The sequence below is a fragment of the Serratia silvae genome, assembly GCF_023282985.1.
Taxonomy (GTDB): Bacteria; Pseudomonadota; Gammaproteobacteria; order Enterobacterales; family Enterobacteriaceae; genus Chania; species Chania silvae.
Genome location: NZ_JAGQDC010000007.1, coordinates 177,998 through 199,012 on the forward strand (window position 1 = coordinate 177,998; position 21,015 = coordinate 199,012).

Below are 21,015 nucleotides of genomic sequence, written 5' to 3' on the forward strand. Positions count from 1 at the left end.
ATGAATATCATTATTTTCGATCAAAACCGTTTGTATGCAGAGGGATTGAAACGCCTGATAAAAGAACACCACTCGTACCGTGCTCGTATTGCGATCAATGATAGACATTTACTTGCTAAAGCACATCTAGTGATCCGCACGCTAGCCTTTTCCAGCCAGGAAGATTGGCAAAGTGCCTATAATCTTCCCCAGACGCTGTATATCTATCACCTCCCCGCATGCGACGATATGCAACGCCGTAGCAACTCATTATATCGCTGCGAACCGCTGAATATCACCCTGGATACGCTGGAGCCATACCTGAGCCATAGTACCCGCGAACCTTCCCCGGCATCAATCATTCGCCCACTGTCTACAGCTGAAATCCGGCTGATGAAATTGATCAAACTGGGTTGGCATGATGGAAAAATAGCGGCCAGTTACCGTTTAAGACCCAAAACCATCAACCAAATGCGCTACAACGTGATGAAAAAAATGGGGCTTCACAATCGCCTGGAACTGTACCCGTTACTCAACCAACTGCATGTCTAGACTGCTGACTCAGCAAGGAACTCTGATGAAATACCTGATTTCTCTTTTTGCATTACTGCTGGTTGACGCCAGTTTAAACTGTGCATTAGCTGCGTTAGAAAATAAACCCTATCCGATAATTTCTAATATCAGTAACTGCTCTGTGGCTAAATACGATGACCACTGGGATGTTAGATTTACCGTCGCGTGGGATAAGATGACAACTCTCGCACCGGGAAAGAACTGGGGGAACGCTATGTCTCGGGGGATCCTTGTTTTTCAATTTGACCACAACGGCAACATGGTAAACACATCGCTTCCGCAAGAGCATATTACTATGATGGGCTTTCGGGCAACTCGCATTGCTTCCATTGGTTCCGGTGTTTTGTTTTACGGCACTGAAATCACCTACGGGTGGGACAATTACGACAAGCACCAGGCGGACGTGATGCTCAAGATTTATAAACCCAACGTGGCCAGTGTCGCCTTACAAGCTGCCAATGTTTATAACGAGGGCTTCTTACTAGATGAAAAAGGGGCAGTCTATTTTTCATCTTCAGTGACAATACCAGATTGCCCACTGATAACTGACACCACCAAACCGCCCGCTATCGTAAACCTTACCATGAACGCCCCAGACTGGGCTTTGGGGGAAATAGGTACAGGAAAACAGCAAAAAGTGCTGACCAACAGCGCAGACCGCCTGTGTATCAACTACCTATCTACTGAGAGTAAAGACGAGGATTTTATTGTTAATGCGACTAGCGCTAATGGGATCGTCAATAATCGCTTCGTGCTGAAACACAGTCTGAAACCCACTAATACCCTGCCTTATACCCTAACGCTGGAGGGGGCAGGCAAACAATTTATCTTACCTAACAGCAATCATTCCACCGTAAAGTTTGACAGCAGCGCTAACCAAACCTGCTTTACTCCCACGTTTGATCTGTATGGCAGTGATAATCAGGAGCCCGGCGACTATAGCGATGTTATCACCTATGAGATCGTCACCAAAAGTTAATCAACCTCTTTCGCTCTATGGTTGCAGCCCCGGCAATAATCTCGTAAATATAAAGTGGCCAAGGTGACTTGGCCATGCTGACAACGCTGCGGCTTCTTAATGCCACTTACCGATGGTTTTACCGTCACAATAAAAATACCCGATATAATGACCAGCAGGCCAATACCCAATGTGAGAGTCAATTGCTCCCCCAGGAAGACAACGGACATCAGTAAGCCTATCACCGGCACCCCAAGCATCGCCGTCGACATGCTGGTGCTCGACAACCACATGCTGGCGGCATTCACAGCAACAAAGCAGAACGCGGTCGCCAACGGTACGCTGGCCAGCAGCATTTGCCAGGGAGCAAACTCATAAATCGAGTTGGCCGCTTTGGGGTCAGTGTAATGAGAAAAAGTTGCAGGAGGTACCGTTGGCGAGTGTAATCAACAAAACTGAAAAGTATGTTGCTTTCGGCTTCTACCTTCCGAAAGCCTCTTCTTAAGAGGTTTCAGCGAATTTCAGGCACAAAAAAACCGCCTCTCGGCGGTACGACATTACTACATATTGCTTTGATTATTCTTAGTTTATTTTCCTGGTACCCGGGGCGGGACTTGAACCCGCACAGCCATAAGCCGAGGGATTTTAAATCCCTTGTGTCTACCGATTTCACCACCCGGGCTCGGGAAAATTGGAGGCGCGTTCCGGAGTCGAACCGGACTAGACGGATTTGCAATCCGCTACATAACCGCTTTGTTAACGCGCCTTAATTCTGTTTACCTTTGCAGGCTAAGCTCGTAATTACCAGCTTTACTAAATTTGGAGCGGGAAACGAGACTCGAACTCGCGACCCCGACCTTGGCAAGGTCGTGCTCTACCAACTGAGCTATTCCCGCATTAATCAGAACTTGCTGATTTTTTTAACTCTTTTGGCAACTCACCGCTGCCGTCTGATGCGATGCATTCTACTTATCTGGCGTGATGAGTCAATAAAATTGTTGTCTCATCAGGTTCGTTTGCCGATTTTTACATCGCTTCGATCAAGGTTCCAGCAAATCGCGGCGTGCCGCGTTCAAATATTGGAACATTGACCAGAAAGTCAACACGGCTGCGATGTACAGCAAGCCGAACGACAGATACTCCACCGTTCGCTCTGGCCGCCACAACAGGCCAACCAATGACATCATCTGCGCCATGGTTTTCACTTTACCAATCCACGAAACCGCCACGCTGCTGCGCTTGCCGATTTCCGCCATCCATTCACGCAACGACGAGATAATGATCTCGCGGGCGATCATGGTTGCCGCAGGCAGAGTGATCCACCAGGTGTGATAATGCTCCGCTACCAGCACCAAGGCCACCGCCACCATCACCTTATCGGCAACCGGGTCGAGGAACGCACCGAAGCGAGTTGTCTGCTTCCAGCGACGGGCTAGAAAGCCGTCAAACCAATCGGTTACAGCAGCAAACACGAAAATGACCGCACAGAGCATCGGTGCCCAGACGAACGGCAGATAAAACGCCAGTACGAAGAATGGGATCAGAACTACGCGGAACAGGGTAAGCCAAGTCGGTATATTCAATTGCATAATGCTGGTAACTATCTGGCTGGAGTGGAAATTAAGAGTATGTTGCTACATTGCCCTCAGTGTTTCAATGCATTGTAGATCTTTTCTGCCAATGCTTGTGAAATACCCGGCACTTTTGCAATTTCCTCAACGCTGGCGTTCAATAATGGTTGAAGTCCACCCATATACTTCAACAGCACCTGACGCCGTTTTGGCCCAACGCCGTCGATCAGTTCCAAGGCGCTGGTGTTTTTAACTTTCGCCCGTTTCTGGCGATGACCGGTGATCGCATGGTTGTGTGAGTCATCACGAATATGCTGGATCACGTGCAGTGCCGGTGAGTCCGAAGGTAGCGAAATCCCCTCCCCCTCAGGGACGAAGAACAACGTCTCCAGCCCGGCTTTGCGATCGCTGCCCTTGGCAATGCCGATCAGCAACGGTTTGTGCTTATCCCAGGTCACGTTCAGCGAATTGAACACGTCAATCGCCATACCCAGTTGCCCTTTCCCGCCATCAATAAAGATGACGTCCGGGATCTTGTTCTCTTCCAGAGTCTTACCATAGCGCCGTTTCAGCACTTGCGCCATTGCGGCATAGTCATCGCCCGGCGTGATACCGGTAATATTGTAGCGTCGATACTCCGAGCGCAACGGACCGTTGCTGTCGAACACCACGCAGGAGGCGACGGTCTGCTCCCCCATCGTGTGGCTGATATCGAAACACTCCATCCGATTAATTTCGGTCAGGTTCAGCGTTTTCGCCAGTTCTGCCAGCCGTTGATGAATGGTCGATTGCTGAGAAAGCTTGGTGACCAGCGCCGTCGAGGCGTTGGTACGCGCCAGCTTCAAATAACGGGCACGATCGCCACGCGGCTTGCTCTGGATCTGGATCTTGCGACCAGCCAGTTCGCTTAGCGAGCTAGCCAGCAGATCTTTTTCCGGTAACGTAAAGTCCAGCAGGATTTCTGCAGGTAAGGTGCGAGCCTGGCTGCCTTGTAAATAGAACTGGCCCACGAAGGTTTGCACCACTTCACTCAGTTCTGTACCGCCCGGTACTTTCGGGAAGTAGCTGCGGCTGCCTAACACCTTGCCCTGGCGAATAAACAGCACATGCACACAGGCCATACCCGCATCGAAGGCCACACCGATCACATCCAGATCGTCGCTGTCTCCTGAGACAAACTGCTTTTCCGTCACCCGCCGTACCGCCTGGATCTGATCGCGGATACGTGCAGCCTCTTCAAAATTGAGCAGCTTGCTGGCATTTTCCATCCGCGTAATCAACTGGTGCAGCACCTGCTGATCCTTTCCGGACAAAAACAGGCGAACATAGTCCACTTGCTGACGGTACTCTTCCTCACTCACCAAACCGGCAACACATGGCCCCAGGCAACGGCCAATCTGATACTGCAGACAAGGACGGGAGCGATTGCGGTAGACACTGTTCTCACATTGACGCACGGGGAACAGTTTTTGCAGCAGCGCCAGCGTTTCACGGACGGCGTAAGAGTTGGGGAATGGGCCAAAGTATTCACCTTTGGCATGCTTGGCACCACGGTGCACCGTTAGCCGTGGGTGACTATCGGCACTCAAAAAAATCAGCGGATAGGATTTATCGTCGCGTAATAGAACATTATATCGGGGCTGATACAGCTTGATATAATTATGCTCCAGCAGTAGCGCCTCGGTTTCCGTATGGGTAACGGTAACGTCAATTTGTGCGATATTTTTGACCAGCGTTTCCGTCTTGCGGCTACTGACCTGAGTACGAAAATAACTCGCGAGACGTTTTTTCAGATCCTTGGCTTTACCCACATAGATCACCGTACCCGTCAGATCATACATGCGATAAACGCCAGGCTGACTGGTTACGGTTTTAAGAAATGCCTGTGCATCAAAACGATCATTCACTGCTTGACAATGTCTCCGCGTTGAACAGCCCGTGTCTGATCGCCAGATGGGTCAACTCAACATCCCCGCTAATATTCAGCTTGGTGAACATACGATAACGATAACTATTCACTGTTTTAGGGCTGAGATTCAGTTGTTCTGAAATCTCATTCACTTTCTTCCCTTTAGTGATCATCAACATAATTTGTAATTCACGCTCAGACAAGGTGCTGAACGGGTTTTCCGCCTGTGGCTCCAACTGGCTTAATGCCATTTGCTGCGCGATGTCGGAAGCGATGTAACGCTGGCCGGCATGTACCGAACGAATCGCGTTAATCACCTCTTGCGGTGCAGCGCCTTTGCTCAGATAGCCAGCCGCACCAGCCTGCATCACCTTGGCAGGTAACGGGTTCTCAGTATGAATAGTCAACATGATGACCTTGATATCGGGCGTGTAACGTACAATCTTACGGGTGGCTTCCAGCCCCCCAATACCCGGCATATTCATATCCATCAAAACGATATCGGCAGAGTTGCCGCGGCACCATTTTACGGCATCCTCACCGCATTGTGCTTCGCCAACAACTTTAATGCCTTTGATATCTTCAAGAATGCGTCGTATCCCTGCGCGCACCAGTTCGTGGTCATCAACAAGAAGAACGCTAATCAAGGAAAATTCTCCAAAATAGGGGAGTAACGCAATCAATCAGCCACTGTCATCTAAACAGATATTACTTGGTTTTCAGCAAAGAATGAATACAGATTAATACTTACTCTCGGTTAACTATGACCAGGTTTGTAGACCCCTGCGCCACCTTTGTTACGATTAATCCACTCGTTAGCGGATAAAAAACCATCAAGCCTATTAGGCTCAACACAATACCACGATGATACGCCATCTGGCGGGAAATTTAATCGCTATTTTCCTAAACCAGATAATAACCCCCTGACAATTATCAAACGTAACCATATGAATTACAAAAAAATAACAAAATTACGCCATTTTTAATCACGTACAAACCGCTGTAGGTAAACCCTTATTCAGAATACATAACCGTCGTTGGCGGCGAAAAAGGTGACATTTCAAGAGAAAGTATCCGACTTAAATGTCAATAGTTTGCAGATGAAATAGTTATTCATCACATCGAATTAAGCCAGTATACTTTATGAAATTCACGCTACCTGATAGTCCCTATCCCTTAACTCACTATAAATGAGTATGCGAAGGAATTACACCACTAGCGAAAAAAATGCCCTGCCCACCTGCTCTTCCGGGCATAAAGCCACCGCCACTCGGCCTCACGCGATACGAAAAGCCCATGCTGTGCTATACTCCGCGCCCTAAATGAGGTACGGGGTCTGCCTGGGTGAGTCGGCAGCCGGTAGTTGTGCATCAAACCGCATTTCACATTTCACTTCAGGCTTATGCCTTAAAATTCAGGAGATAAAATGAGCAACGTTGACTTCACTACGTCTGCAAACCCGGAAGCGCTGGCCACCGAAGTCGCCTGCCTAAAAGCGACTTTAACGTTGATATTAAAGGCAATTGGCCAGGCCGATGCCGGTAAAGTGATCATCAATCTGGAACGTTTTGCCGCTCAGGTGGATGACCCGGATCAGGCTGAAATATTCAAGAACAGTATTCAGCAGATCAAGCACGCCTACCGCCAATAAGCCATGCGTTATCAGGCCCCGTTTGGGGTCTGATAACGGCTTGGCAGTGTAATTAGCACCACGCCCTCAGCGGTTGAATGATAAGTTTCGTAACCGAAAAATTGCGTCATCGGCTTAATCAACATTCATTCTAATGAATCAATCATCATTTAATTAAACGGCAATAGGATTACTCCCATTTAAACATTAATAATATTGTGGGATTTTTATTACCCCAGTATTGTTCGTATCGCGAATAAATAGCCCTATGGACCAGGAATTAACTGACACTCCCTCTCCCTTCGCCCAGGCATCTACACGTGCATGCTGCCAAGCACTGTTTTTCTTTGGGGTAATTGGCCCGCAAGACGCGGGCCGGGTTTGATTAATCCTCTAACTACTAATTATCTGACTACCATCACCGAGATCTTGGCGTGGCGAACAATGGCGGCCGCATTCGAGCCGAGTAGGTAGGTTTTGACACTAGGACGGCGGGAACCAATCACGATCAGGTCGGCTTCGATTTCCTCGGCAAGTTGCAACACCTCGTCACGTGGCGAACCGAAGCTGATGGTATAAGAAAGACGTTCCAACGGCAGGTCGATCTCCGCCATGAGCTTCTTCAACCCCTCTACCGCCTTCACTTCAGCCTGATTTTCAAACTCTTTGATGCCAAAAGAATAAGCGGTCACAAACGCCGAAGCATCCGGCAAGGCATGGAAGAAATGCACCTTAGCCCCGGACATCTTGGCTAGATACACCACGTGTTCGAGCGCATGTTCAGTCAATACATCTTCGGCAAGATCTACCGGTACCAAAATGGTCTTGTACATATTCAATCCCCTCTCTGTATTACCGTGATGAGCATAGCTTACCGCTGGCCAATGGGAGCTTGTACCTATTTATGATGCTTTTGTGATCGACAGGTGTTCCCGGTAGCTTGGCCAGCTTTACTCAACCAATGATTTTTACTTTTGTGATTTGTACCGCAAAACCAACCAAATGTGCGCAGCACGCCCGGCGATCCTCTGCCAAGCCGCACCAGTTGCAGCAATAAACTGATTAGAACTCAACTGCTCCGCGCGCAAAAACCCTTACTACCGCCCCCTCAATACAGGCAGGCATTAAGATTAGTTTAATCGCCTCTTAGCATTAGTTTTTCTCATGCGAATTTTATAACCTCTATTTTAATCAATAAGATAACCGCTATCAGCACTGTTCATTTGCCCTGGTAAAGAGTAATCTTCCGCCCCCTAGACGTCCGATTTGCCTCCCTTGAGTAAAGAACAATCGGCTTTTATCCCACCTTATTATGTTGTAAATATGTTGCACAAAGGTGGTGATATTGAGTTACCTTAGTTTTTGCCGGAAAAACCGGCTAATACAGATAAAAAAGAGCCACTTCAGAGCTCGCCATTCCACTCACGACAGGTAAAAACAGGACAGCATACGATGGTAGATCATTCTAAAATAGCAGTGGACGCCACGCCCGGATCAGAAGATCACCTAAGGCGAAACCTCTCAAACCGACATATCCAGCTGATCGCTATCGGCGGTGCCATTGGTACAGGTTTATTTATGGGTTCCGGTAAGACCATCAGCCTGGCCGGGCCTTCCATTATCTTCGTATACATGATCATCGGCTTTATGCTGTTCTTCGTGATGCGCGCGATGGGCGAACTGTTGCTCTCTAATCTTCAGTACAAATCTTTCAGCGACTTTGCCGCCGATCTACTCGGCCCCTGGGCAGGGTTCTTCACCGGTTGGACTTACTGGTTCTGTTGGGTGGTCACCGGCATTGCCGATGTGGTGGCCATTACCGCCTACGCGCAGTTCTGGTTCCCCGATCTCTCCCAATGGATTGCCTCTTTACTGTGCGTGTTGCTGCTACTCAGCCTGAACCTGGCAACGGTGAAAATGTTCGGTGAGATGGAGTTCTGGTTTGCGATGATCAAAATTGTCGCGATTGTGGGTCTGATCATCGCCGGTCTGGTGATGGTGGCAATGCACTTCGAATCCCCAACCGGCAGCGTCGCCTCCTTCTCCCATTTATGGAATGACGGCGGCATGTTCCCGAAAGGCATTAGCGGCTTCTTTGCTGGCTTCCAGATTGCGGTGTTTGCCTTTGTGGGTATCGAACTGGTGGGAACCACTGCGGCCGAAACCAAAGATCCGGAAAAAGTGCTGCCACGCGCCATCAACTCCATCCCGATCCGCATCATCATGTTCTATGTCTTCGCGCTGATCGTGATCATGTCGGTAACACCGTGGAATTCGGTAGTGGCCGATAAGAGCCCGTTCGTCGAGCTATTCGTGCTGATCGGTCTCCCAGCCGCCGCCAGCGTGATCAACTTCGTGGTGTTGACCTCTGCCGCCTCTTCCGCCAACAGCGGCGTATTCTCCACCAGCCGTATGCTGTTCGGTCTGGCACAGGAAGGCGATGCACCTAAATCCTTTGCCAACCTGTCCAAGCGTGCGGTACCGGCAAACGGCCTGACCTTCTCCTGTATCTGTCTGCTGGGCGGCGTGGTGCTGATCTATCTGATCCCGAACGTCATGACCGTGTTTACGCTGGTCACCACCGTGTCTGCCATTCTGTTTATGTTCGTCTGGACTATCATTCTGTGCTCGTATCTGGTCTACCGTAAGCAACGCCCGGCTCTGCACCAAAAATCGATTTACAAGATGCCTGCCGGTAAGCTGATGTGCTGGGTATGTATGGCGTTTTTCGTCTTCGTACTGGTGCTGCTGACGCTGCGCGAGGATACACGCCAGGCGCTGGTTGTAACACCGCTGTGGTTTATCATTCTGGGGATCGGTTATCAGTTTGTCCGCCGTAAAAAGGCGGTCTAACCTGGTTATTGCAACGCCGCGTTCCCACGCGGCGTTTTCTCAGGTGTGGCATTCAACTAGGCATAGCATACGGTGCCCTACGTCAATGCTGCTGACTTTAGCTTGAGCCGAATACGCAACTCACTGACAACCACCCCCGGCACAATCAATCCTGCGCCAATCAGCGCCAACCCTGACTTGCCCTTCCTGATGGCTGCAATAAAATGCACAATTTCTGCCAGTATGGGGAAAGGCTGGCAATGGGCAACAGCCTGCCGGATGAGCAGCATGACTCCCCGCCCACGGCCGGAGGGTTGGCAACAAATCCTCCAGGTCCTGTTACTCTTCCTGCGCCGGGACTTCCGGCAGCGTTTCCAACGGCGGCTGTATCCCCTCAGAGATGTAATCTTTGGCAGCCAGGGGGCGCTCGTTGCCCATAGCGTCTTCCACCACCACATGTTTGATAGCGCCATCAGAAAGTATCACTCGCCTAATTCCACATTCGGGTTCCATATCGCCTCCCTAGGTTAATGTCTACCCCTCAAGTTTAGCCTCTAAGGTGCCTGTCGGATTGCTCTCTTGGCGTTTATCTGAATGCCACTCGCATTACTTATCACATCCTCCCTGTTAGCGGAGCTACATGCGGCAATACACTCTGTATGGGCAGCAAAAATTATCACTGCCAGTGATACATAGAAGGTTAATCATCAATCATCCCTATCTTGTTTGCGGAACCCGAGCAGGGTTAAAATGCCGCTCAACCTACCGCTCACCCGTTGAACGTCCGGTCGATTCAAGCTCTGTCCGCCTGCCAGCCAAACAAGACCAGGCGTTCTATTTTTTGCGTACTGCAAAGGGAAATAAGTCAGTGTCTAAAGATTTTGATGAACTAATAAGAGACATGGATCTTATTATTGAAAATGTAGACAGTTTCAAGGCTATGGCCCCACGCACGCCGCCACCGGCGGTAGAAGCGCCGCCAGCAGCCCACTCCTACGATTCATTCTGCGAAAACATTGCGCTGAAAGTGGTATTGAAGGTACTGCTGTCATCGGTAGACAAGATCGTCAAGGTACAAATCGCCAACCGGGTTGAACAAGAGATCACTCAGATCGAACAACAGGTCGTCTTGGCTGGCGGTGGCCCGGTCGCGCCTGAAGACCTGGCACAAATGACCCACTACGTGCGCCGTACCGTTCACGATTTACTCAATTGAGTTCTGCCAGAAAAACGGCTTTACATTGGGTAGGAAAGGTCGTTTCAGACCGGAAAGAATGGCTTGGCAAGTATCGGCATTCAGATGACAGTTAAATAACCACCGCCCCCCGAACGAATTAAGCGTACTCCAGGCGTTTCGGTTGCAAGCCGGGCGTTTGGAGTTTCGTCACCTTGACGGCTTTCGCCGGATCGCCTGCCACAAACTCCAGGGTGGGCGAGTAGTAAAAAGGCAACCAAGCCTCGAAATTCTCCTCCCACTCCCATTTGACTGGGCATGGCCACAGAATATCTTCATGCAGAATGTAATAGATCCACCTCCCATGTGGGCGGCGTGGCTTACGTGTTTTCATAATGCCATCAATACTTTCTCACCTGTTGTAGGCTGGCCGCTAAATCGGTCGGTCAGCCATAATACCTCAGTGGAGCCACTTGAAGCGAGGAACACCACGAAACGCGGTGCTCAACAGGTAATTATACGATAACGGCACGGATTGTGCGGCAAAGTAGCGGGGTTTAATCCGCTAATTTGCGCAACGATGACTACGAGGTGATGATAAGTCTTACTACATGTTCAGTGAGGCGTAATGCTGTTGGCAAGTTAGCTTGCTCTAGTCACTCCCCTCTGCCCTAAAGGGCGACTCCCTGGTGAAGCACAATATTTTCTATTCGGTATACTCTTGAGAAAGGACAATTATTCCCTTCTCTTACCCTCAACATACCCATTTTTTGCCACCAGGGATACAGGTGAAAAACACCCTTGTAATCATTTCCAATAAATGTTAACTAAAGCTAATCAATACAAATACTTTAATGAACACTTGAATTATTAGCATGAAAAGGAAAGGTTGGCCATGAAAATTAACGTAACGGACACCCCTAATCCGCAGGATGAAGAGTTCGTGATTGACAGCCTCTGGGCGCACAACCATCAGTATGATGCGGTAGATATTCATCCGTTATTCCTGACCGTCACCGACGATCACGGGCAGATTGTGGCCGGGCTGGTCGCCAGAACTTGGTGGGGGGGATTAGAAGTCCAGTATCTGTGGGTGGGTGACGAGCATCGCAAAAAAGGCTACGGCCGTGACCTGATGCTGCGAGCGGAGCAGGAAGCGCAGAAACGGGGTTGCCATATGGCCTATGTCGATACCTTCAGCTTTCAGGCGCAGGCGTTTTACGAAAAACTGGGGTATCAGCCTTACGGCAACCTGGCGGGCTATGCGCATCGCCATACTCGCATCTATTTAGCGAAAAACATCTGATAGCGCTGAGTATGAGGGGTTCCAAATGGATTCATTTTGGCAGAGCAATGAATTATATTTAAAAGGTCTCATCACCATGATGGAACATTTAAATGAGCCTTGGGGCATTAAAGATTTATCCTCACGCCATATTTATATGAATAAGGCGGCCTATCTTTATACCAACACACCTCTGAATTTCGATATTGCGGGCAAGCTTGATGGCGAATTCCCCGCCGATTGGGCAGAATTCGCCCCTGACTTGCAAGAACACGATCGAAAAACCGAAGGGGCGCGGGATCGCGTAGCCGTCATCGAAACGCACTTCTGGTACGGTAGCGACACCTTAGTCCCCTTTATCAGCGAAAAACTGCCTATTTATAATGATAAGCAAGAGCTGGTTGGCACTATGTGGAACGCCCGTCCGCTGGACACTTTTTCACCGTTAAAATATATCAACCAGCAAAAACCCAGCGTATTGACTACCGAAGTCAGCATCCAGATTTTTACCCAGTCGGAGCTGGATATCATATTTTTGATGCTGCAACGCTATACCAATAAAGAGATTGCCAGGCTATATGACGTCAGCAATAAAACCATAGAAAACAGAATCTACAACATCTACCAAAAAGCCGATGTGCATACGCTCCAACAGTTCGAAGAGTATTGCAAACTGGTGAATTTGGACAGCTACATTCCAGTACGCCTGATTGAAAAAGGCATCCAATTTATTTAAACGTTAACGAGAGATTATCGTGATTAAAATTGAAGACTACCCATTGAGCCGGGTACCACAGGATAAGAGGGTCTCCTTTCTCAGCGTCGCCATCGTGCATATGGGTATGCTAACGGCCTTGGACCAGTTTATGTTGGGTGCCGTGTTGGGCAACTCAATGACCCTGACCGATGCCTTTATCGCCATCTTTATCGGCAGCCTGATCTTTGGGGTCGTGACGTTCGGTCTTGGGTTGGCAGGAATGCGAGAAGGCATTTCCGGTAGCCTGCTGGCTCGCTGGTGTGGCTTTGGCCGCATAGGCTCGGTGCTTATCGGCCTGGTGGTGGCCGTCAGCCTGCTGGGCTGGTTTGGCATTCAGAACGCCATCTTTGCCAAATCGCTTAACTTTGCCTTGGGTGATCGCCTGGGCTTTCCCCTGTCAGCCTCACTGTCGGGCCTGTTTTTAACGGTGCTGGTCGCTTTTGGTTTTAAAGCGCTACGCATCACTGCACGCATCGCGGTGCCGCTGTTTATCCTGCTGGTGTTCTTTATTTCCTACCACGTCCTCTCCGGGCAGAAACTGCATGAGGCCATTCTGCTGGCACCGATAGGGGAAGCGTTGACCATCAGCGCGGGCATCACCATCGTGGTCGGCGGCGCCATTGTTGCCAGCCTGATGACCCCAGACCTGACCCGCTACTCCAAAAACAAGCGCCACGTATTTGGCATTACGCTGCTGACCATTATTGCCGGTGAATTCGTGGTTAACGGCCTGGCCATTTTTATCGCCAAAACGCTCGGCACCGCAGATGTGGTGACGATCATGGCCCAGAGCGCAGGCGGTATCGGTTTGCTGGTTGTGGTATTCTCCACCCTGCGCGTTAACGATCTGAATCTCTATTCGTCGTCCTTGGGCGTGGTGAATGCGGTGGAAGGGATTACCGGTAAAAAGCTGAAATATACCGCAACCACGGTAATTATCGGTCTGTTAGGCACGCTGCTTTCGGTACTGGGGATCCTGGATCGGTTTGTGGATTTCCTGACCGTGCTGGGCGTGGTATTCCCACCAATCCTCGGCGTCATGCTGGTGGACTATTTCCTGCTGCGCAGCCACCGCGATGCTCTGGACGCCAGCCGCCAGCTTGGCCAACTGCCGCAGGAAACGCCACTGATCGGTTGGGCAGCGATTATCGCCAGCATCGTTGGTAGCGTAATCGGTCTGGTGACGGAATGGGGCGTGCCAACCATTAACTCACTGTTGGCGGCCAGCGTAATTTACTGGTTGTTCAAGCGCCTGTTTGGTCAGGCAACCAGCCTGCAAACCGCATAACCCGTAAGGGCGCAGCAAATCATGCTGCGCCCGTTCAGATAATCAGCCGGTCAGCTCGCGCGGCCGGGAATAACGATATTACTGTCCGCCAGCGATCCCATCTGATTAAACATCACACAGGCCGCATCCACGATATGCATGGCGATGGCAGCACCGCTGCCCTCACCCAGCCGCATATCCAGATGCAGATAAGGCGCCAATTGCAGGTGCTCAAGGGCTGCAGCCGCCCCCTTCTCCGCAGAGAAGTGTGATGGCAGCAGATAATCACGAGCCTGTGGCGCAATACCACAGACCGCCAGCGCAGAGGCATAAGAGAGAAAACCATCAAGGATCACCGGCAAACCGGCGGCCGCAGCCCCCAGCATCACGCCAGCCATTCCCACCAGATCGTATCCACCCAGCTTCGCCAACACGTCCAGCGCGTCTTGGGTATCCGGCTGATTTACCTCAATCGCCCGACGTACCACGTCCACTTTGTGGTGCAAACGATCGCTGGGGAAATTGGCACCCATGCCGACCACTTCCTGCGGATCGCGGCCGGTAAAAACGCTAACTAACGCTGCTGCTGGCGTCGTATTGGCCATCCCCAACTCACCAACGCCAAACAACTTCACCCCAAGCGCCGCCTGTTCCAACGTCAGTTGAGCCGTGGCCAACAGTAACTTTTCTGCCTGCTGGCGCGTCATTGCCGCCCCGCGAGCAATGTTGCCGCTACCGCGCCCGATTTTCATGTTGATCAGGCCCGGTAAGGGTTCGCTGTCAATACCAACATCTACCAGCTTCACCTCGGCACCGGCATTGGCCGCCAATACACAGACGCCGGTATTCCCTTTTACCATATTCAGCGCCTGGATCACCGTCACTTCACGCGGTGACACCGCCACCCCTTCGGCATAAACGCCGTGATCGGCCATCATGACGATAATTTGCTTGCGGCTGGCGACCATCCCACTAAAACCGCGCATCCCGGCCAACTGGGTTGCCAACTGTTCCAGGCGGCCAAGGCTGCCCGGTGGCTTAAGCAGGCCGTCAATCTTTGCGGCTGCCTGTTGCATGGCGGCCGCGTCCAACGGCTTAATCAGGTCGATTAACGATGACAATGTTTGCATAACTTTATTCTCTGCTTGCAGGCTGCCAATGAGCCTGGCTGTTAAATACTTTTAGCGTGACAAACCCCTGGTTGAGTTCCACCACGCTGTAGGCTCCCTGGGTAAACGGGAAATGCCACATCCCGGCGGCAGGCAGCTTCAGCAACCCGGCAAGCAGCAGGCTCAGAGAGCCTTGGTGCGCTACCAGCAGACGATCGCCATCGCCCTGTTCGTCCAGCAGACGTTGGGCCTGTTGGCCGATGCGCTGCGAAAATAGTGGAAAGGACTCCCCCGCTGGCGGGCAGGCTAGTTGCCAATCCGCCACCCAGTCGGCCCAGGCAGCACTATCCTGCTGCTGCAAATCCTGGTGATGGCACATTTCCCAGTCGCCAAAATTCATTTCGTTAAAGCCGCCGTCGGGTTGGATCGCCAGCTCCCGCTGCCCAAGCACGATCTCGGCGGTACGGCGGGCGCGTAATAACTCGCTGCTGATCGCCTGCGTAAAAGGCACCCCGGCCAACCATTGTGCGACCTGCCGTGCCTGCTGCTCACCTTGTTCGGTCAACGGCAAGTCGGTCATGCCACAAAATACGCCTTGCCGATTCGCCGACGTTTGCCCATGTCGTACCAAAAATAGCCGCATCACGCTCACTCACAGCAGTGCCAGTAAGAAGACCAACTCGGCAATTTCTATCGCCGCGCCCAGGGTGTCACCGGTTTGTCCACCCAGACGGCGGCGCAGATAGGCCCGTAGCAACAATATGGCGATCAGCGCACAACCAAGCGCAAACAGCCCCTGTCCATGTGCCAACAAGGCGACCAAAGCGGCTCCCAGCGCCAGGGTGAACAGCGTTTGCCCGCCGCTAATCTTGCCAATATAAAGGTTCCCCAGCCCGTTACCTTCACGGGCATAGGGCTGGCGATACATCATCAATACCACCAGGCTCCGGCAAACCACGCCTGCCGCGGCCAGCGTGGCCAACATCGGCACTCCACGCAGTGCCAGCTCGCTAATCACCAACACCTTAGCCACGACGATAAAGATCAACGCCAACCCACCATTGGTGCCAAGGCGGCTATCGCGCATGATCTCCAGCATTTTTTCCCGGATGCGGGCCGAGAACACGCCGTCACAGGTATCGGCCAATCCGTCGAGGTGGAAGGCCCCGGTAACCAGAGCCAACACCAACACGTAGCCCAACGCCGCCAGTGGCCCCCCACACCAAGGAGCCAATAGGGTAAAGACAGTGCCACCGATTGCACCGACGATCAGGCCAATCAAGGGGAAACCGACGATGCCGCGCTGGTAATTATCCATCGCCAACCCGTGTGTCCAACTGGCGGGCAGCGGGATACGCGTCATCAATTGCAGGGTGGCCCAAAACAGTCGCAAACTCATTTAATCTTGACCTCAATACCAGAAATCACCAATAACACCGACTCAGCGGCGGCGGCCAAGCGCTGGTTAACACGCCCGGCAATATCACGGAAGTGCCGTGCCAAACGGTTTTCCGGCACAATGCCCATCCCCAGTTCGTTGGTGACCAGATAGATCGCCGCCGGGCTGCGGGCGCAGGCGACCAGCAGTTCATCGATCTGCTGATGGATCGCCGTTTCAACCATGGCAAAGTCGATACTTTCCACCGGCGTGTCCCCGGTCAGCTCAAACATCAGGTTGGCGATCAGCGTGGTAATACACTCCAGGATGACCGCATCTCCCGCCGCCGCCTGTTGGTCGATCACGCTGGCCAGTTGCTGGCTCCCCTCCCAGGTGCGCCAATGCGCAGGGCGGGCCTGGCGATGCAGCTTGACCCGTTCGGCCATTTCCTCATCGGTGACCACCGAGGTGGCGATGTACAACACCCGGTCACTGACACTGCTCGCTAACCTTTCGGCCAGCGAACTTTTGCCGCTGCGTGCCCCGCCGGTGATCAGGATCATTGGGCCACCGCTTGCTGATGCTCGGTCATCAAACGATAAATCTTACCCATATCAATATGTTCCCGCATCTTATCGGCCAAGATATCAAACTGTTGCTGCTTGTAATCGGCATAATCGAAAGCCGGGCCGTCGTAAACCGCCAGCCCTTTACGCTGACGCAGCTCGTTTAGCAACACTCGGCAAAAAGACCCACTGTCGAATAAGCCATGAATATAGCTGCCCAACACGTTACCGGCGGGGTTCACTGCCCCGTCAAAGGCGCTGTCCGGCTGGCCATTACGCAGGGAAAGGCGGGCAAAAGGCGTAGCCTCCGAACCAAGCTGGGTGGTCCCCATATGGATTTCGTAGCCAACAACGTCCTGCTCACCACAGCCAGACCAGAGGCCGGGCAACCCAGGCTGACATTGCGCTGTCACCTGCGTAGTGACTTTTTGCGGTGCGAAGTGGGTGGTGACATCCAGCAATCCCAAACCCGCCATCTGTTCCATTCCTGATTCCACGCCATCAACAATGTGCTTGCCGAGCATCTGGTAGCCGCCGCAGATACCCACGATCTGCACTCCGGCCCGGTGCTGCGCCTGCAACGCCGTCGCCAACCCGCTTTGTTGCAGCCATTGCAGATCCCCCAGAGTGTTTTTGCTGCCTGGCAGGATAATCAGATCGGCGCCGGCCAGCGCCGCCGGGTGCGAAACATAGCGCAGCCCCACGTCTGGCTGGGCCGCCAAAGCATTAAAATCGGTAAAATTGGACATATAGGGCAGTTGCACCACCGCAATATCCAGCTCATGGCTGATGCCTGTCAGGGCATATTTGCCATTTTGCAACGCCACGCCATCTTCATCTTCCAGATCGATATTCAGCCAGGGCATCACACCCAGCACTGGCAAACCGGTCAGCGCTTCAATCTGCTCCAAGCCCGAATACAGTAAGGCAATATCACCACGGAATTTATTAATGATCACCCCTTTCACCCGCGCTTTTTCTTCCGGCTCTAGCAGTGCCAGCGTGCCATAAATGGCGGCAAACACACCGCCGCGATCGATATCGGCCACCAACAGCACTGGCGCATCGGCGATCACCGCCATGCCCATATTGACGATGTCGCGATCGCGCAGGTTAATTTCCGCCGGGCTACCGGCCCCTTCCAGCACCATAATGTCGTAACTGCTGGCCAGGCTGTGATACACCTCGCTGATTTGTTGCTGCAACTGTGGCTTGTACTCGTGATAGCTGACCGCGTCCATATTACAGGCCACTTTACCCATCAGCACCACCTGCGCCTTGCAGTCGCTGGTCGGTTTCAACAGCACCGGGTTCATCCGCACATCGGGGGCAATACCGGCGGCCTCAGCCTGAAAGATCTGCGCCCTGCCCATCTCTTCGCCACGGGCGGTAATGCCAGAGTTGAGCGCCATATTCTGCGATTTGAACGGCGCACAGCGATAACCATCCTGCATGAAGATCCGGCACAGGCCGGCAACCAGCACGCTTTTACCCACATCGGATGCGGTTCCCTGCACCATGACACACCGTTTCATCACATTTTCTCCGCGTTACGCTGGCGAAGCAGCGCAAACAGCTGTTGTTCCGTCTTGCACAGCGGCAAACCGAGTTCGCCGTGTAATTTCACCAACCAGGGTTGTACCAACCCGGCGGCCGCTAACTGTTCCTGTTGCATAAACACCTGGGTGGGTTCCCCTAAGCTGACTAGCCGCCCATGGGAGAGCACATACAGGTGATCGCAGATAGAGTAAATCAAATCGATATCGTGGCTGGAGATAATCACCCGTTTTCCCTCAGCCACGATGCGCTCGATAATGGCGATCATCTGTTGCCTGCCCGACGGGTCCAGCCCGGCGGTGGGTTCATCCAGCAGCAGATATTCCGCCTCCATCACCAGCGCACCGGCAATCGCTACCCGTTTTTTCTGGCCGTGGCTTAAATGTTGGATAGCTTTATGCCGAAAACCCTGCGCATCCACCAGCGTCAACGCCCGGTCAACCCGCTGAGCGATCAGCGGCTTATCCAGGCCGAGATTATGCAGGCTAAACGCAATATCGCTGTCGATATCGGTATAAAATATTTGCTGTTCCGGATCCTGAAACACGGTGGCGACCCGTTGGCGCAGTGCCCGCAGACTGCCTTTGTCGTAGCACAGCGGCTCCCCTTGCCATAATACCGCGCCCTGCTGCGGGCGCAGTATACCGGTCAAATTCATCAACAGCGTCGATTTACCGCAGCCGTTGGCCCCCAGCAGACCGGTTACGGCATGTTGGCTAAAATCCAGGGTCAGATCCTGTAGCACCGCTTCATCTTGATAGCTGAAGCACAAATGTCGGGTAGTCAGCATTACAGGTGGAATTCCCCTTGGTAGAGTTTGGTATCCAGCGCAATCACCATTTGCTGATAGCGGATCATCACGCGGGTAAACAGCATACTCACCAGCAGGGCCGTCGAACGATAGCTGCTCGCCAGCGAGATATAACCAAAACGCAGCGACTGGGCGCGATGGATTGCCGCAGCCTCTTCGGCAAAGATAAAGATAAACCGCCAGGTCAGCAGGATCTGTTCGGTCAGCAGCCGTGGCACATGGCAACGTTTCAGCAGTTGGATCAGTTGGGGGAACGGCGTGTTCAACATAAACCAGAAGGTGGCCGCCAGGGCCGCCAGGCTGCGCCATAGCGTCTGATTAGCGGTGTGTAGCCCGAGCCTGTCGATGCCGAACCACCAGCTTCCCAGTTGCACTCCCCACCACAGGCTATCCGGCTGGCGGGCTAGCGAAACCATAATGGTCAATACGCCGATCAGCAGAAACGACAGCGGGATCGCCAGCCAGCGCAAATAACGCAACGGGCCAATGCGCAGCAGGTAACAGGTCGATACCGCAATCATCAGCAGCAACAGCGCCTGATAGAGCGGCGACAACACCATGGCCAACAGTAAAAACAGGCCGTAGAGCCGCAGTTTTACCATCGGCTCCCGTTGCCGCCAGCGGCTTTGTTCGCTGAGCCGATCAATCCCCAGCAGGCTCACGGCGTTTACCCCGATAGTAGCCCAAAATATAGAAAATCACCGCCGTCCCCAACGAACCTTGCAGGGTGAACAGCAGGCTCTCGATCTCCCCGCTGGCGGGTTCATACAGCGGCGTAAACCACGGCGTATAGTCCGGGGCGGTTTGCTGGATCAGAGCTTCGGCCTCACCGTCGGAGCCACCATACTCACCGCCGTGGTCGATAAAGAACGGCAGGATAACCAGGGCGATCACCATCGCCAACAGGATTAGGGTCTTTTTCATCTCAATGCCCCGCTGCCGGTATGATCCGGCGTTTGGTTAACTGGTCATAGATCATTACCGTCAACAGCCCTTCGGCAATGGCGATCGGGATCTGTGTCAGGCAGAACACCCCCATAAATTTCACGCTGGAGCCGAAGACGCCAAACTGTGGATCCGGGAAAGCCATCCCCAGCTGGATCGAGGTTACGAAGTAGGTAGCCAGATCGGCAATGGCCGCACACAGGAAGACGGCCACGTCCCGCCGCACCCCGGATTTGCACGCCAGTTGCCACACCAGATAGCCTACCACCGGGCCAATCACCGCCATCGACATACCGTTAGCGCCCAGCGTAGTCAAACCACCGTGGGCCAGCAGCAGCGCCTGGAACAGCAGTACAATCGCCCCCAGCACCGCCACGACGCCTGGGCCGAACAAAATCACCGCCAGCCCGACGCCGGTTGGGTGGGAGCAGCTGCCGGTAACCGAAGGGATCTTCAGCGCCGAGAGCACGAAGATAAACGCCGCGCACAGCGCCAGTAACACCTTCTGGTTGCTGTCGTCGCTGACGATCTGTTTAAGCCGCCGCATGCCGATATACAGGCAGGGTAAAAACAGCAGCCACCAGGCCATCGCCCATAGCGGCGGTAAAAAACCTTCCATGATATGCATGGCAAACGCGTCTTGTGGCAGCGCCATCATCAGCAGCGCGAATGCCAATCCTAGCAGCGAGAGCTTCCCGGTTTGTGTTTCCATCT

25 protein-coding genes and 3 tRNA genes are annotated in these 21,015 nt (G+C 52.5%); 8 read left to right on the forward strand and 20 right to left on the reverse strand.

Features of this window, described 5'->3' with window-relative positions:
* Window positions 1–531 carry a LuxR C-terminal-related transcriptional regulator gene (locus KAJ71_RS11265; protein WP_248945819.1) on the forward strand — a complete coding sequence of 177 codons (531 nt, stop codon included), beginning with the start codon at window positions 1–3 and terminating at the stop codon, window positions 529–531.
* A gap of 25 nt (window positions 532–556) precedes the next feature.
* Window positions 557–1,531 carry a hypothetical protein gene (locus KAJ71_RS11270; RefSeq protein WP_248945820.1) on the forward strand — a complete coding sequence of 325 codons (975 nt, stop codon included), beginning with the start codon at window positions 557–559 and terminating at the stop codon, window positions 1,529–1,531.
* Here KAJ71_RS11270 and KAJ71_RS11275 read toward each other — a convergent pair.
* The 7 genes from KAJ71_RS11275 to uvrY all read right to left on the reverse strand — a co-directional run bounded on the left by KAJ71_RS11275 (window position 1,528) and on the right by uvrY (window position 5,637).
* Complete coding sequence (locus KAJ71_RS11275; protein WP_248945821.1) at window positions 1,528–1,866, reverse strand: DMT family transporter; 339 nt, start codon at window positions 1,864–1,866, stop codon at window positions 1,528–1,530. The two genes, KAJ71_RS11270 and KAJ71_RS11275, sit on opposite strands and share 4 nt — an antisense overlap.
* Window positions 1,867–2,106: 240 nt before the next feature.
* Window positions 2,107–2,192: transfer RNA gene (locus KAJ71_RS11280), tRNA-Leu, on the reverse strand.
* 10 nt (window positions 2,193–2,202) lie between these two features.
* Window positions 2,203–2,276: transfer RNA gene (locus KAJ71_RS11285), tRNA-Cys, on the reverse strand.
* Between the two features lie 54 nt (window positions 2,277–2,330).
* Window positions 2,331–2,406: transfer RNA gene (locus tag KAJ71_RS11290), tRNA-Gly, on the reverse strand.
* Between the two features lie 144 nt (window positions 2,407–2,550).
* Window positions 2,551–3,099 carry a CDP-diacylglycerol--glycerol-3-phosphate 3-phosphatidyltransferase gene (pgsA, locus tag KAJ71_RS11295; protein ID WP_024528495.1) on the reverse strand — a complete coding sequence of 183 codons (549 nt, stop codon included), beginning with the start codon at window positions 3,097–3,099 and terminating at the stop codon, window positions 2,551–2,553.
* Between the two features lie 56 nt (window positions 3,100–3,155).
* Window positions 3,156–4,988: an excinuclease ABC subunit UvrC gene (gene uvrC / locus KAJ71_RS11300; protein WP_248945822.1), complete on the reverse strand. Its 1,833-nt coding sequence runs from the start codon at window positions 4,986–4,988 to the stop codon at window positions 3,156–3,158.
* Complete coding sequence (gene uvrY / locus KAJ71_RS11305) at window positions 4,981–5,637, reverse strand: UvrY/SirA/GacA family response regulator transcription factor (RefSeq protein ID WP_248945861.1); 657 nt, start codon at window positions 5,635–5,637, stop codon at window positions 4,981–4,983. The genes uvrC and uvrY overlap by 8 nt, the downstream gene beginning before the upstream one ends.
* A 779-nt stretch (window positions 5,638–6,416) precedes the next feature.
* Here uvrY and KAJ71_RS11310 point away from each other — a divergent pair.
* Window positions 6,417–6,641, forward strand: a complete 225-nt coding sequence (locus KAJ71_RS11310; protein ID WP_025121413.1) for a DUF2594 family protein — start codon at window positions 6,417–6,419, stop codon at window positions 6,639–6,641.
* Window positions 6,642–7,024: 383 nt separating this feature from the next.
* Here the strand turns inward: KAJ71_RS11310 and KAJ71_RS11315 are convergent, their stop codons facing one another.
* Window positions 7,025–7,453 (reverse strand): universal stress protein, encoded by a 429-nt coding sequence (locus KAJ71_RS11315; protein WP_248945823.1) that lies wholly within the window; start codon window positions 7,451–7,453, stop codon window positions 7,025–7,027.
* A gap of 619 nt (window positions 7,454–8,072) precedes the next feature.
* Between KAJ71_RS11315 and cycA the strand changes: the two genes are divergently transcribed.
* Entirely contained in the window at window positions 8,073–9,473 is a 1,401-nt protein-coding gene (gene cycA, locus KAJ71_RS11320; RefSeq protein WP_248945824.1) for a D-serine/D-alanine/glycine transporter, read from the forward strand.
* Between the two features lie 77 nt (window positions 9,474–9,550).
* Here cycA and KAJ71_RS11325 read toward each other — a convergent pair whose 3' ends face one another.
* Together KAJ71_RS11325 and KAJ71_RS11330 are read right to left on the reverse strand one after the other, a co-directional pair.
* Window positions 9,551–9,742, reverse strand: a complete 192-nt coding sequence (locus KAJ71_RS11325) for a hypothetical protein (protein WP_248945825.1) — start codon at window positions 9,740–9,742, stop codon at window positions 9,551–9,553.
* Window positions 9,743–9,791: 49 nt separating this feature from the next.
* Window positions 9,792–9,965: a hypothetical protein gene (locus KAJ71_RS11330; protein ID WP_248945826.1), complete on the reverse strand. Its 174-nt coding sequence runs from the start codon at window positions 9,963–9,965 to the stop codon at window positions 9,792–9,794.
* A 388-nt stretch (window positions 9,966–10,353) separates the two neighbouring features.
* On the opposite strand from KAJ71_RS11330, the gene KAJ71_RS11335 reads away from it, so the two are divergent.
* Window positions 10,354–10,668 carry a hypothetical protein gene (locus KAJ71_RS11335; protein ID WP_248945827.1) on the forward strand — a complete coding sequence of 105 codons (315 nt, stop codon included), beginning with the start codon at window positions 10,354–10,356 and terminating at the stop codon, window positions 10,666–10,668.
* Between the two features lie 118 nt (window positions 10,669–10,786).
* Here KAJ71_RS11335 and KAJ71_RS11340 read toward each other — a convergent pair whose 3' ends face one another.
* Window positions 10,787–11,020 carry a hypothetical protein gene (locus KAJ71_RS11340; protein WP_248945828.1) on the reverse strand — a complete coding sequence of 78 codons (234 nt, stop codon included), beginning with the start codon at window positions 11,018–11,020 and terminating at the stop codon, window positions 10,787–10,789.
* Between the two features lie 501 nt (window positions 11,021–11,521).
* Here KAJ71_RS11340 and KAJ71_RS11345 point away from each other — a divergent pair.
* The 3 genes from KAJ71_RS11345 to KAJ71_RS11355 are packed head-to-tail and all read left to right on the forward strand — an operon-like array spanning window position 11,522 to window position 13,956.
* Window positions 11,522–11,932 (forward strand): GNAT family N-acetyltransferase, encoded by a 411-nt coding sequence (locus tag KAJ71_RS11345; RefSeq protein ID WP_248945829.1) that lies wholly within the window; start codon window positions 11,522–11,524, stop codon window positions 11,930–11,932.
* Between the two features lie 25 nt (window positions 11,933–11,957).
* Window positions 11,958–12,647: a helix-turn-helix transcriptional regulator gene (locus tag KAJ71_RS11350; protein ID WP_248945830.1), complete on the forward strand. Its 690-nt coding sequence runs from the start codon at window positions 11,958–11,960 to the stop codon at window positions 12,645–12,647.
* Between the two features lie 19 nt (window positions 12,648–12,666).
* Window positions 12,667–13,956, forward strand: a complete 1,290-nt coding sequence (locus tag KAJ71_RS11355) for a cytosine permease (RefSeq protein WP_248945831.1) — start codon at window positions 12,667–12,669, stop codon at window positions 13,954–13,956.
* 50 nt (window positions 13,957–14,006) lie between these two features.
* On the opposite strand, the gene cobT is transcribed toward KAJ71_RS11355, so the two are convergent.
* From cobT to cbiM, 9 genes are read right to left on the reverse strand one after another with little or no spacing between them, the layout of a single operon-like run.
* Window positions 14,007–15,065 (reverse strand): nicotinate-nucleotide--dimethylbenzimidazole phosphoribosyltransferase, encoded by a 1,059-nt coding sequence (gene cobT / locus KAJ71_RS11360; protein ID WP_248945832.1) that lies wholly within the window; start codon window positions 15,063–15,065, stop codon window positions 14,007–14,009.
* Window positions 15,066–15,069: 4 nt separating this feature from the next.
* Entirely contained in the window at window positions 15,070–15,687 is a 618-nt protein-coding gene (locus tag KAJ71_RS11365) for an adenosylcobalamin/alpha-ribazole phosphatase (protein WP_248945833.1), read from the reverse strand.
* Between the two features lie 9 nt (window positions 15,688–15,696).
* Window positions 15,697–16,443, reverse strand: coding sequence for an adenosylcobinamide-GDP ribazoletransferase (gene cobS, locus KAJ71_RS11370; protein WP_248945834.1), 747 nt, complete (start codon window positions 16,441–16,443; stop codon window positions 15,697–15,699).
* On the reverse strand, window positions 16,440–16,985 hold the full coding sequence (cobU, locus tag KAJ71_RS11375) for a bifunctional adenosylcobinamide kinase/adenosylcobinamide-phosphate guanylyltransferase (protein WP_248945835.1): 546 nt from the start codon (window positions 16,983–16,985) through the stop codon (window positions 16,440–16,442). The genes cobS and cobU overlap by 4 nt, the downstream gene beginning before the upstream one ends.
* Window positions 16,982–18,523 carry a cobyric acid synthase gene (locus KAJ71_RS11380; RefSeq protein WP_248945836.1) on the reverse strand — a complete coding sequence of 514 codons (1,542 nt, stop codon included), beginning with the start codon at window positions 18,521–18,523 and terminating at the stop codon, window positions 16,982–16,984. The genes cobU and KAJ71_RS11380 overlap by 4 nt, the downstream gene beginning before the upstream one ends.
* Window positions 18,523–19,335: an energy-coupling factor ABC transporter ATP-binding protein, CbiO family gene (locus KAJ71_RS11385; protein WP_248945837.1), complete on the reverse strand. Its 813-nt coding sequence runs from the start codon at window positions 19,333–19,335 to the stop codon at window positions 18,523–18,525. Before KAJ71_RS11385 ends, KAJ71_RS11380 begins: the two co-directional genes overlap by 1 nt.
* Window positions 19,335–20,012: an energy-coupling factor ABC transporter transmembrane protein gene (locus KAJ71_RS11390; RefSeq protein WP_248945862.1), complete on the reverse strand. Its 678-nt coding sequence runs from the start codon at window positions 20,010–20,012 to the stop codon at window positions 19,335–19,337. Before KAJ71_RS11390 ends, KAJ71_RS11385 begins: the two co-directional genes overlap by 1 nt.
* Complete coding sequence (locus KAJ71_RS11395; RefSeq protein WP_248945838.1) at window positions 19,999–20,280, reverse strand: energy-coupling factor ABC transporter substrate-binding protein; 282 nt, start codon at window positions 20,278–20,280, stop codon at window positions 19,999–20,001. Before KAJ71_RS11395 ends, KAJ71_RS11390 begins: the two co-directional genes overlap by 14 nt.
* Before the next feature lies 1 nt (window position 20,281).
* A complete protein-coding gene (gene cbiM, locus KAJ71_RS11400) occupies window positions 20,282–21,013 on the reverse strand; it encodes a cobalt ECF transporter S component CbiM (RefSeq protein ID WP_248945839.1) in 732 nt (243 codons plus the stop codon).
* Window positions 21,014–21,015 lie beyond the last annotated feature (2 nt).

What these genes read in the sequence shown, in the direction of transcription:
- KAJ71_RS11265 (WP_248945819.1), top strand. Translation starts at nt 1, where the DNA reads ATGAATATCATTATTTTCGATCAAAACCGTTTGTATGCAGAGGGATTG.
- KAJ71_RS11270 (WP_248945820.1), top strand. Translation starts at nt 557, where the DNA reads ATGAAATACCTGATTTCTCTTTTTGCATTACTGCTGGTTGACGCCAGT.
- KAJ71_RS11275 (WP_248945821.1), bottom strand. Translation starts at nt 1,866, where the DNA reads ATGCTGCTGGCCAGCGTACCGTTGGCGACCGCGTTCTGCTTTGTTGCT.
- pgsA (WP_024528495.1), bottom strand. Translation starts at nt 3,099, where the DNA reads ATGCAATTGAATATACCGACTTGGCTTACCCTGTTCCGCGTAGTTCTG.
- KAJ71_RS11310 (WP_025121413.1), top strand. Translation starts at nt 6,417, where the DNA reads ATGAGCAACGTTGACTTCACTACGTCTGCAAACCCGGAAGCGCTGGCC.
- KAJ71_RS11315 (WP_248945823.1), bottom strand. Translation starts at nt 7,453, where the DNA reads ATGTACAAGACCATTTTGGTACCGGTAGATCTTGCCGAAGATGTATTG.
- cycA (WP_248945824.1), top strand. Translation starts at nt 8,073, where the DNA reads ATGGTAGATCATTCTAAAATAGCAGTGGACGCCACGCCCGGATCAGAA.
- KAJ71_RS11325 (WP_248945825.1), bottom strand. Translation starts at nt 9,742, where the DNA reads ATGCTGCTCATCCGGCAGGCTGTTGCCCATTGCCAGCCTTTCCCCATA.
- KAJ71_RS11330 (WP_248945826.1), bottom strand. Translation starts at nt 9,965, where the DNA reads ATGGAACCCGAATGTGGAATTAGGCGAGTGATACTTTCTGATGGCGCT.
- KAJ71_RS11335 (WP_248945827.1), top strand. Translation starts at nt 10,354, where the DNA reads ATGGATCTTATTATTGAAAATGTAGACAGTTTCAAGGCTATGGCCCCA.
- KAJ71_RS11340 (WP_248945828.1), bottom strand. Translation starts at nt 11,020, where the DNA reads ATGAAAACACGTAAGCCACGCCGCCCACATGGGAGGTGGATCTATTAC.
- KAJ71_RS11345 (WP_248945829.1), top strand. Translation starts at nt 11,522, where the DNA reads ATGAAAATTAACGTAACGGACACCCCTAATCCGCAGGATGAAGAGTTC.
- KAJ71_RS11350 (WP_248945830.1), top strand. Translation starts at nt 11,958, where the DNA reads ATGGATTCATTTTGGCAGAGCAATGAATTATATTTAAAAGGTCTCATC.
- cobT (WP_248945832.1), bottom strand. Translation starts at nt 15,065, where the DNA reads ATGCAAACATTGTCATCGTTAATCGACCTGATTAAGCCGTTGGACGCG.
- KAJ71_RS11365 (WP_248945833.1), bottom strand. Translation starts at nt 15,687, where the DNA reads ATGCGGCTATTTTTGGTACGACATGGGCAAACGTCGGCGAATCGGCAA.
- cobS (WP_248945834.1), bottom strand. Translation starts at nt 16,443, where the DNA reads ATGAGTTTGCGACTGTTTTGGGCCACCCTGCAATTGATGACGCGTATC.
- cobU (WP_248945835.1), bottom strand. Translation starts at nt 16,985, where the DNA reads ATGATCCTGATCACCGGCGGGGCACGCAGCGGCAAAAGTTCGCTGGCC.
- KAJ71_RS11380 (WP_248945836.1), bottom strand. Translation starts at nt 18,523, where the DNA reads ATGAAACGGTGTGTCATGGTGCAGGGAACCGCATCCGATGTGGGTAAA.
- KAJ71_RS11385 (WP_248945837.1), bottom strand. Translation starts at nt 19,335, where the DNA reads ATGCTGACTACCCGACATTTGTGCTTCAGCTATCAAGATGAAGCGGTG.
- KAJ71_RS11395 (WP_248945838.1), bottom strand. Translation starts at nt 20,280, where the DNA reads ATGAAAAAGACCCTAATCCTGTTGGCGATGGTGATCGCCCTGGTTATC.
- cbiM (WP_248945839.1), bottom strand. Translation starts at nt 21,013, where the DNA reads ATGGAAACACAAACCGGGAAGCTCTCGCTGCTAGGATTGGCATTCGCG.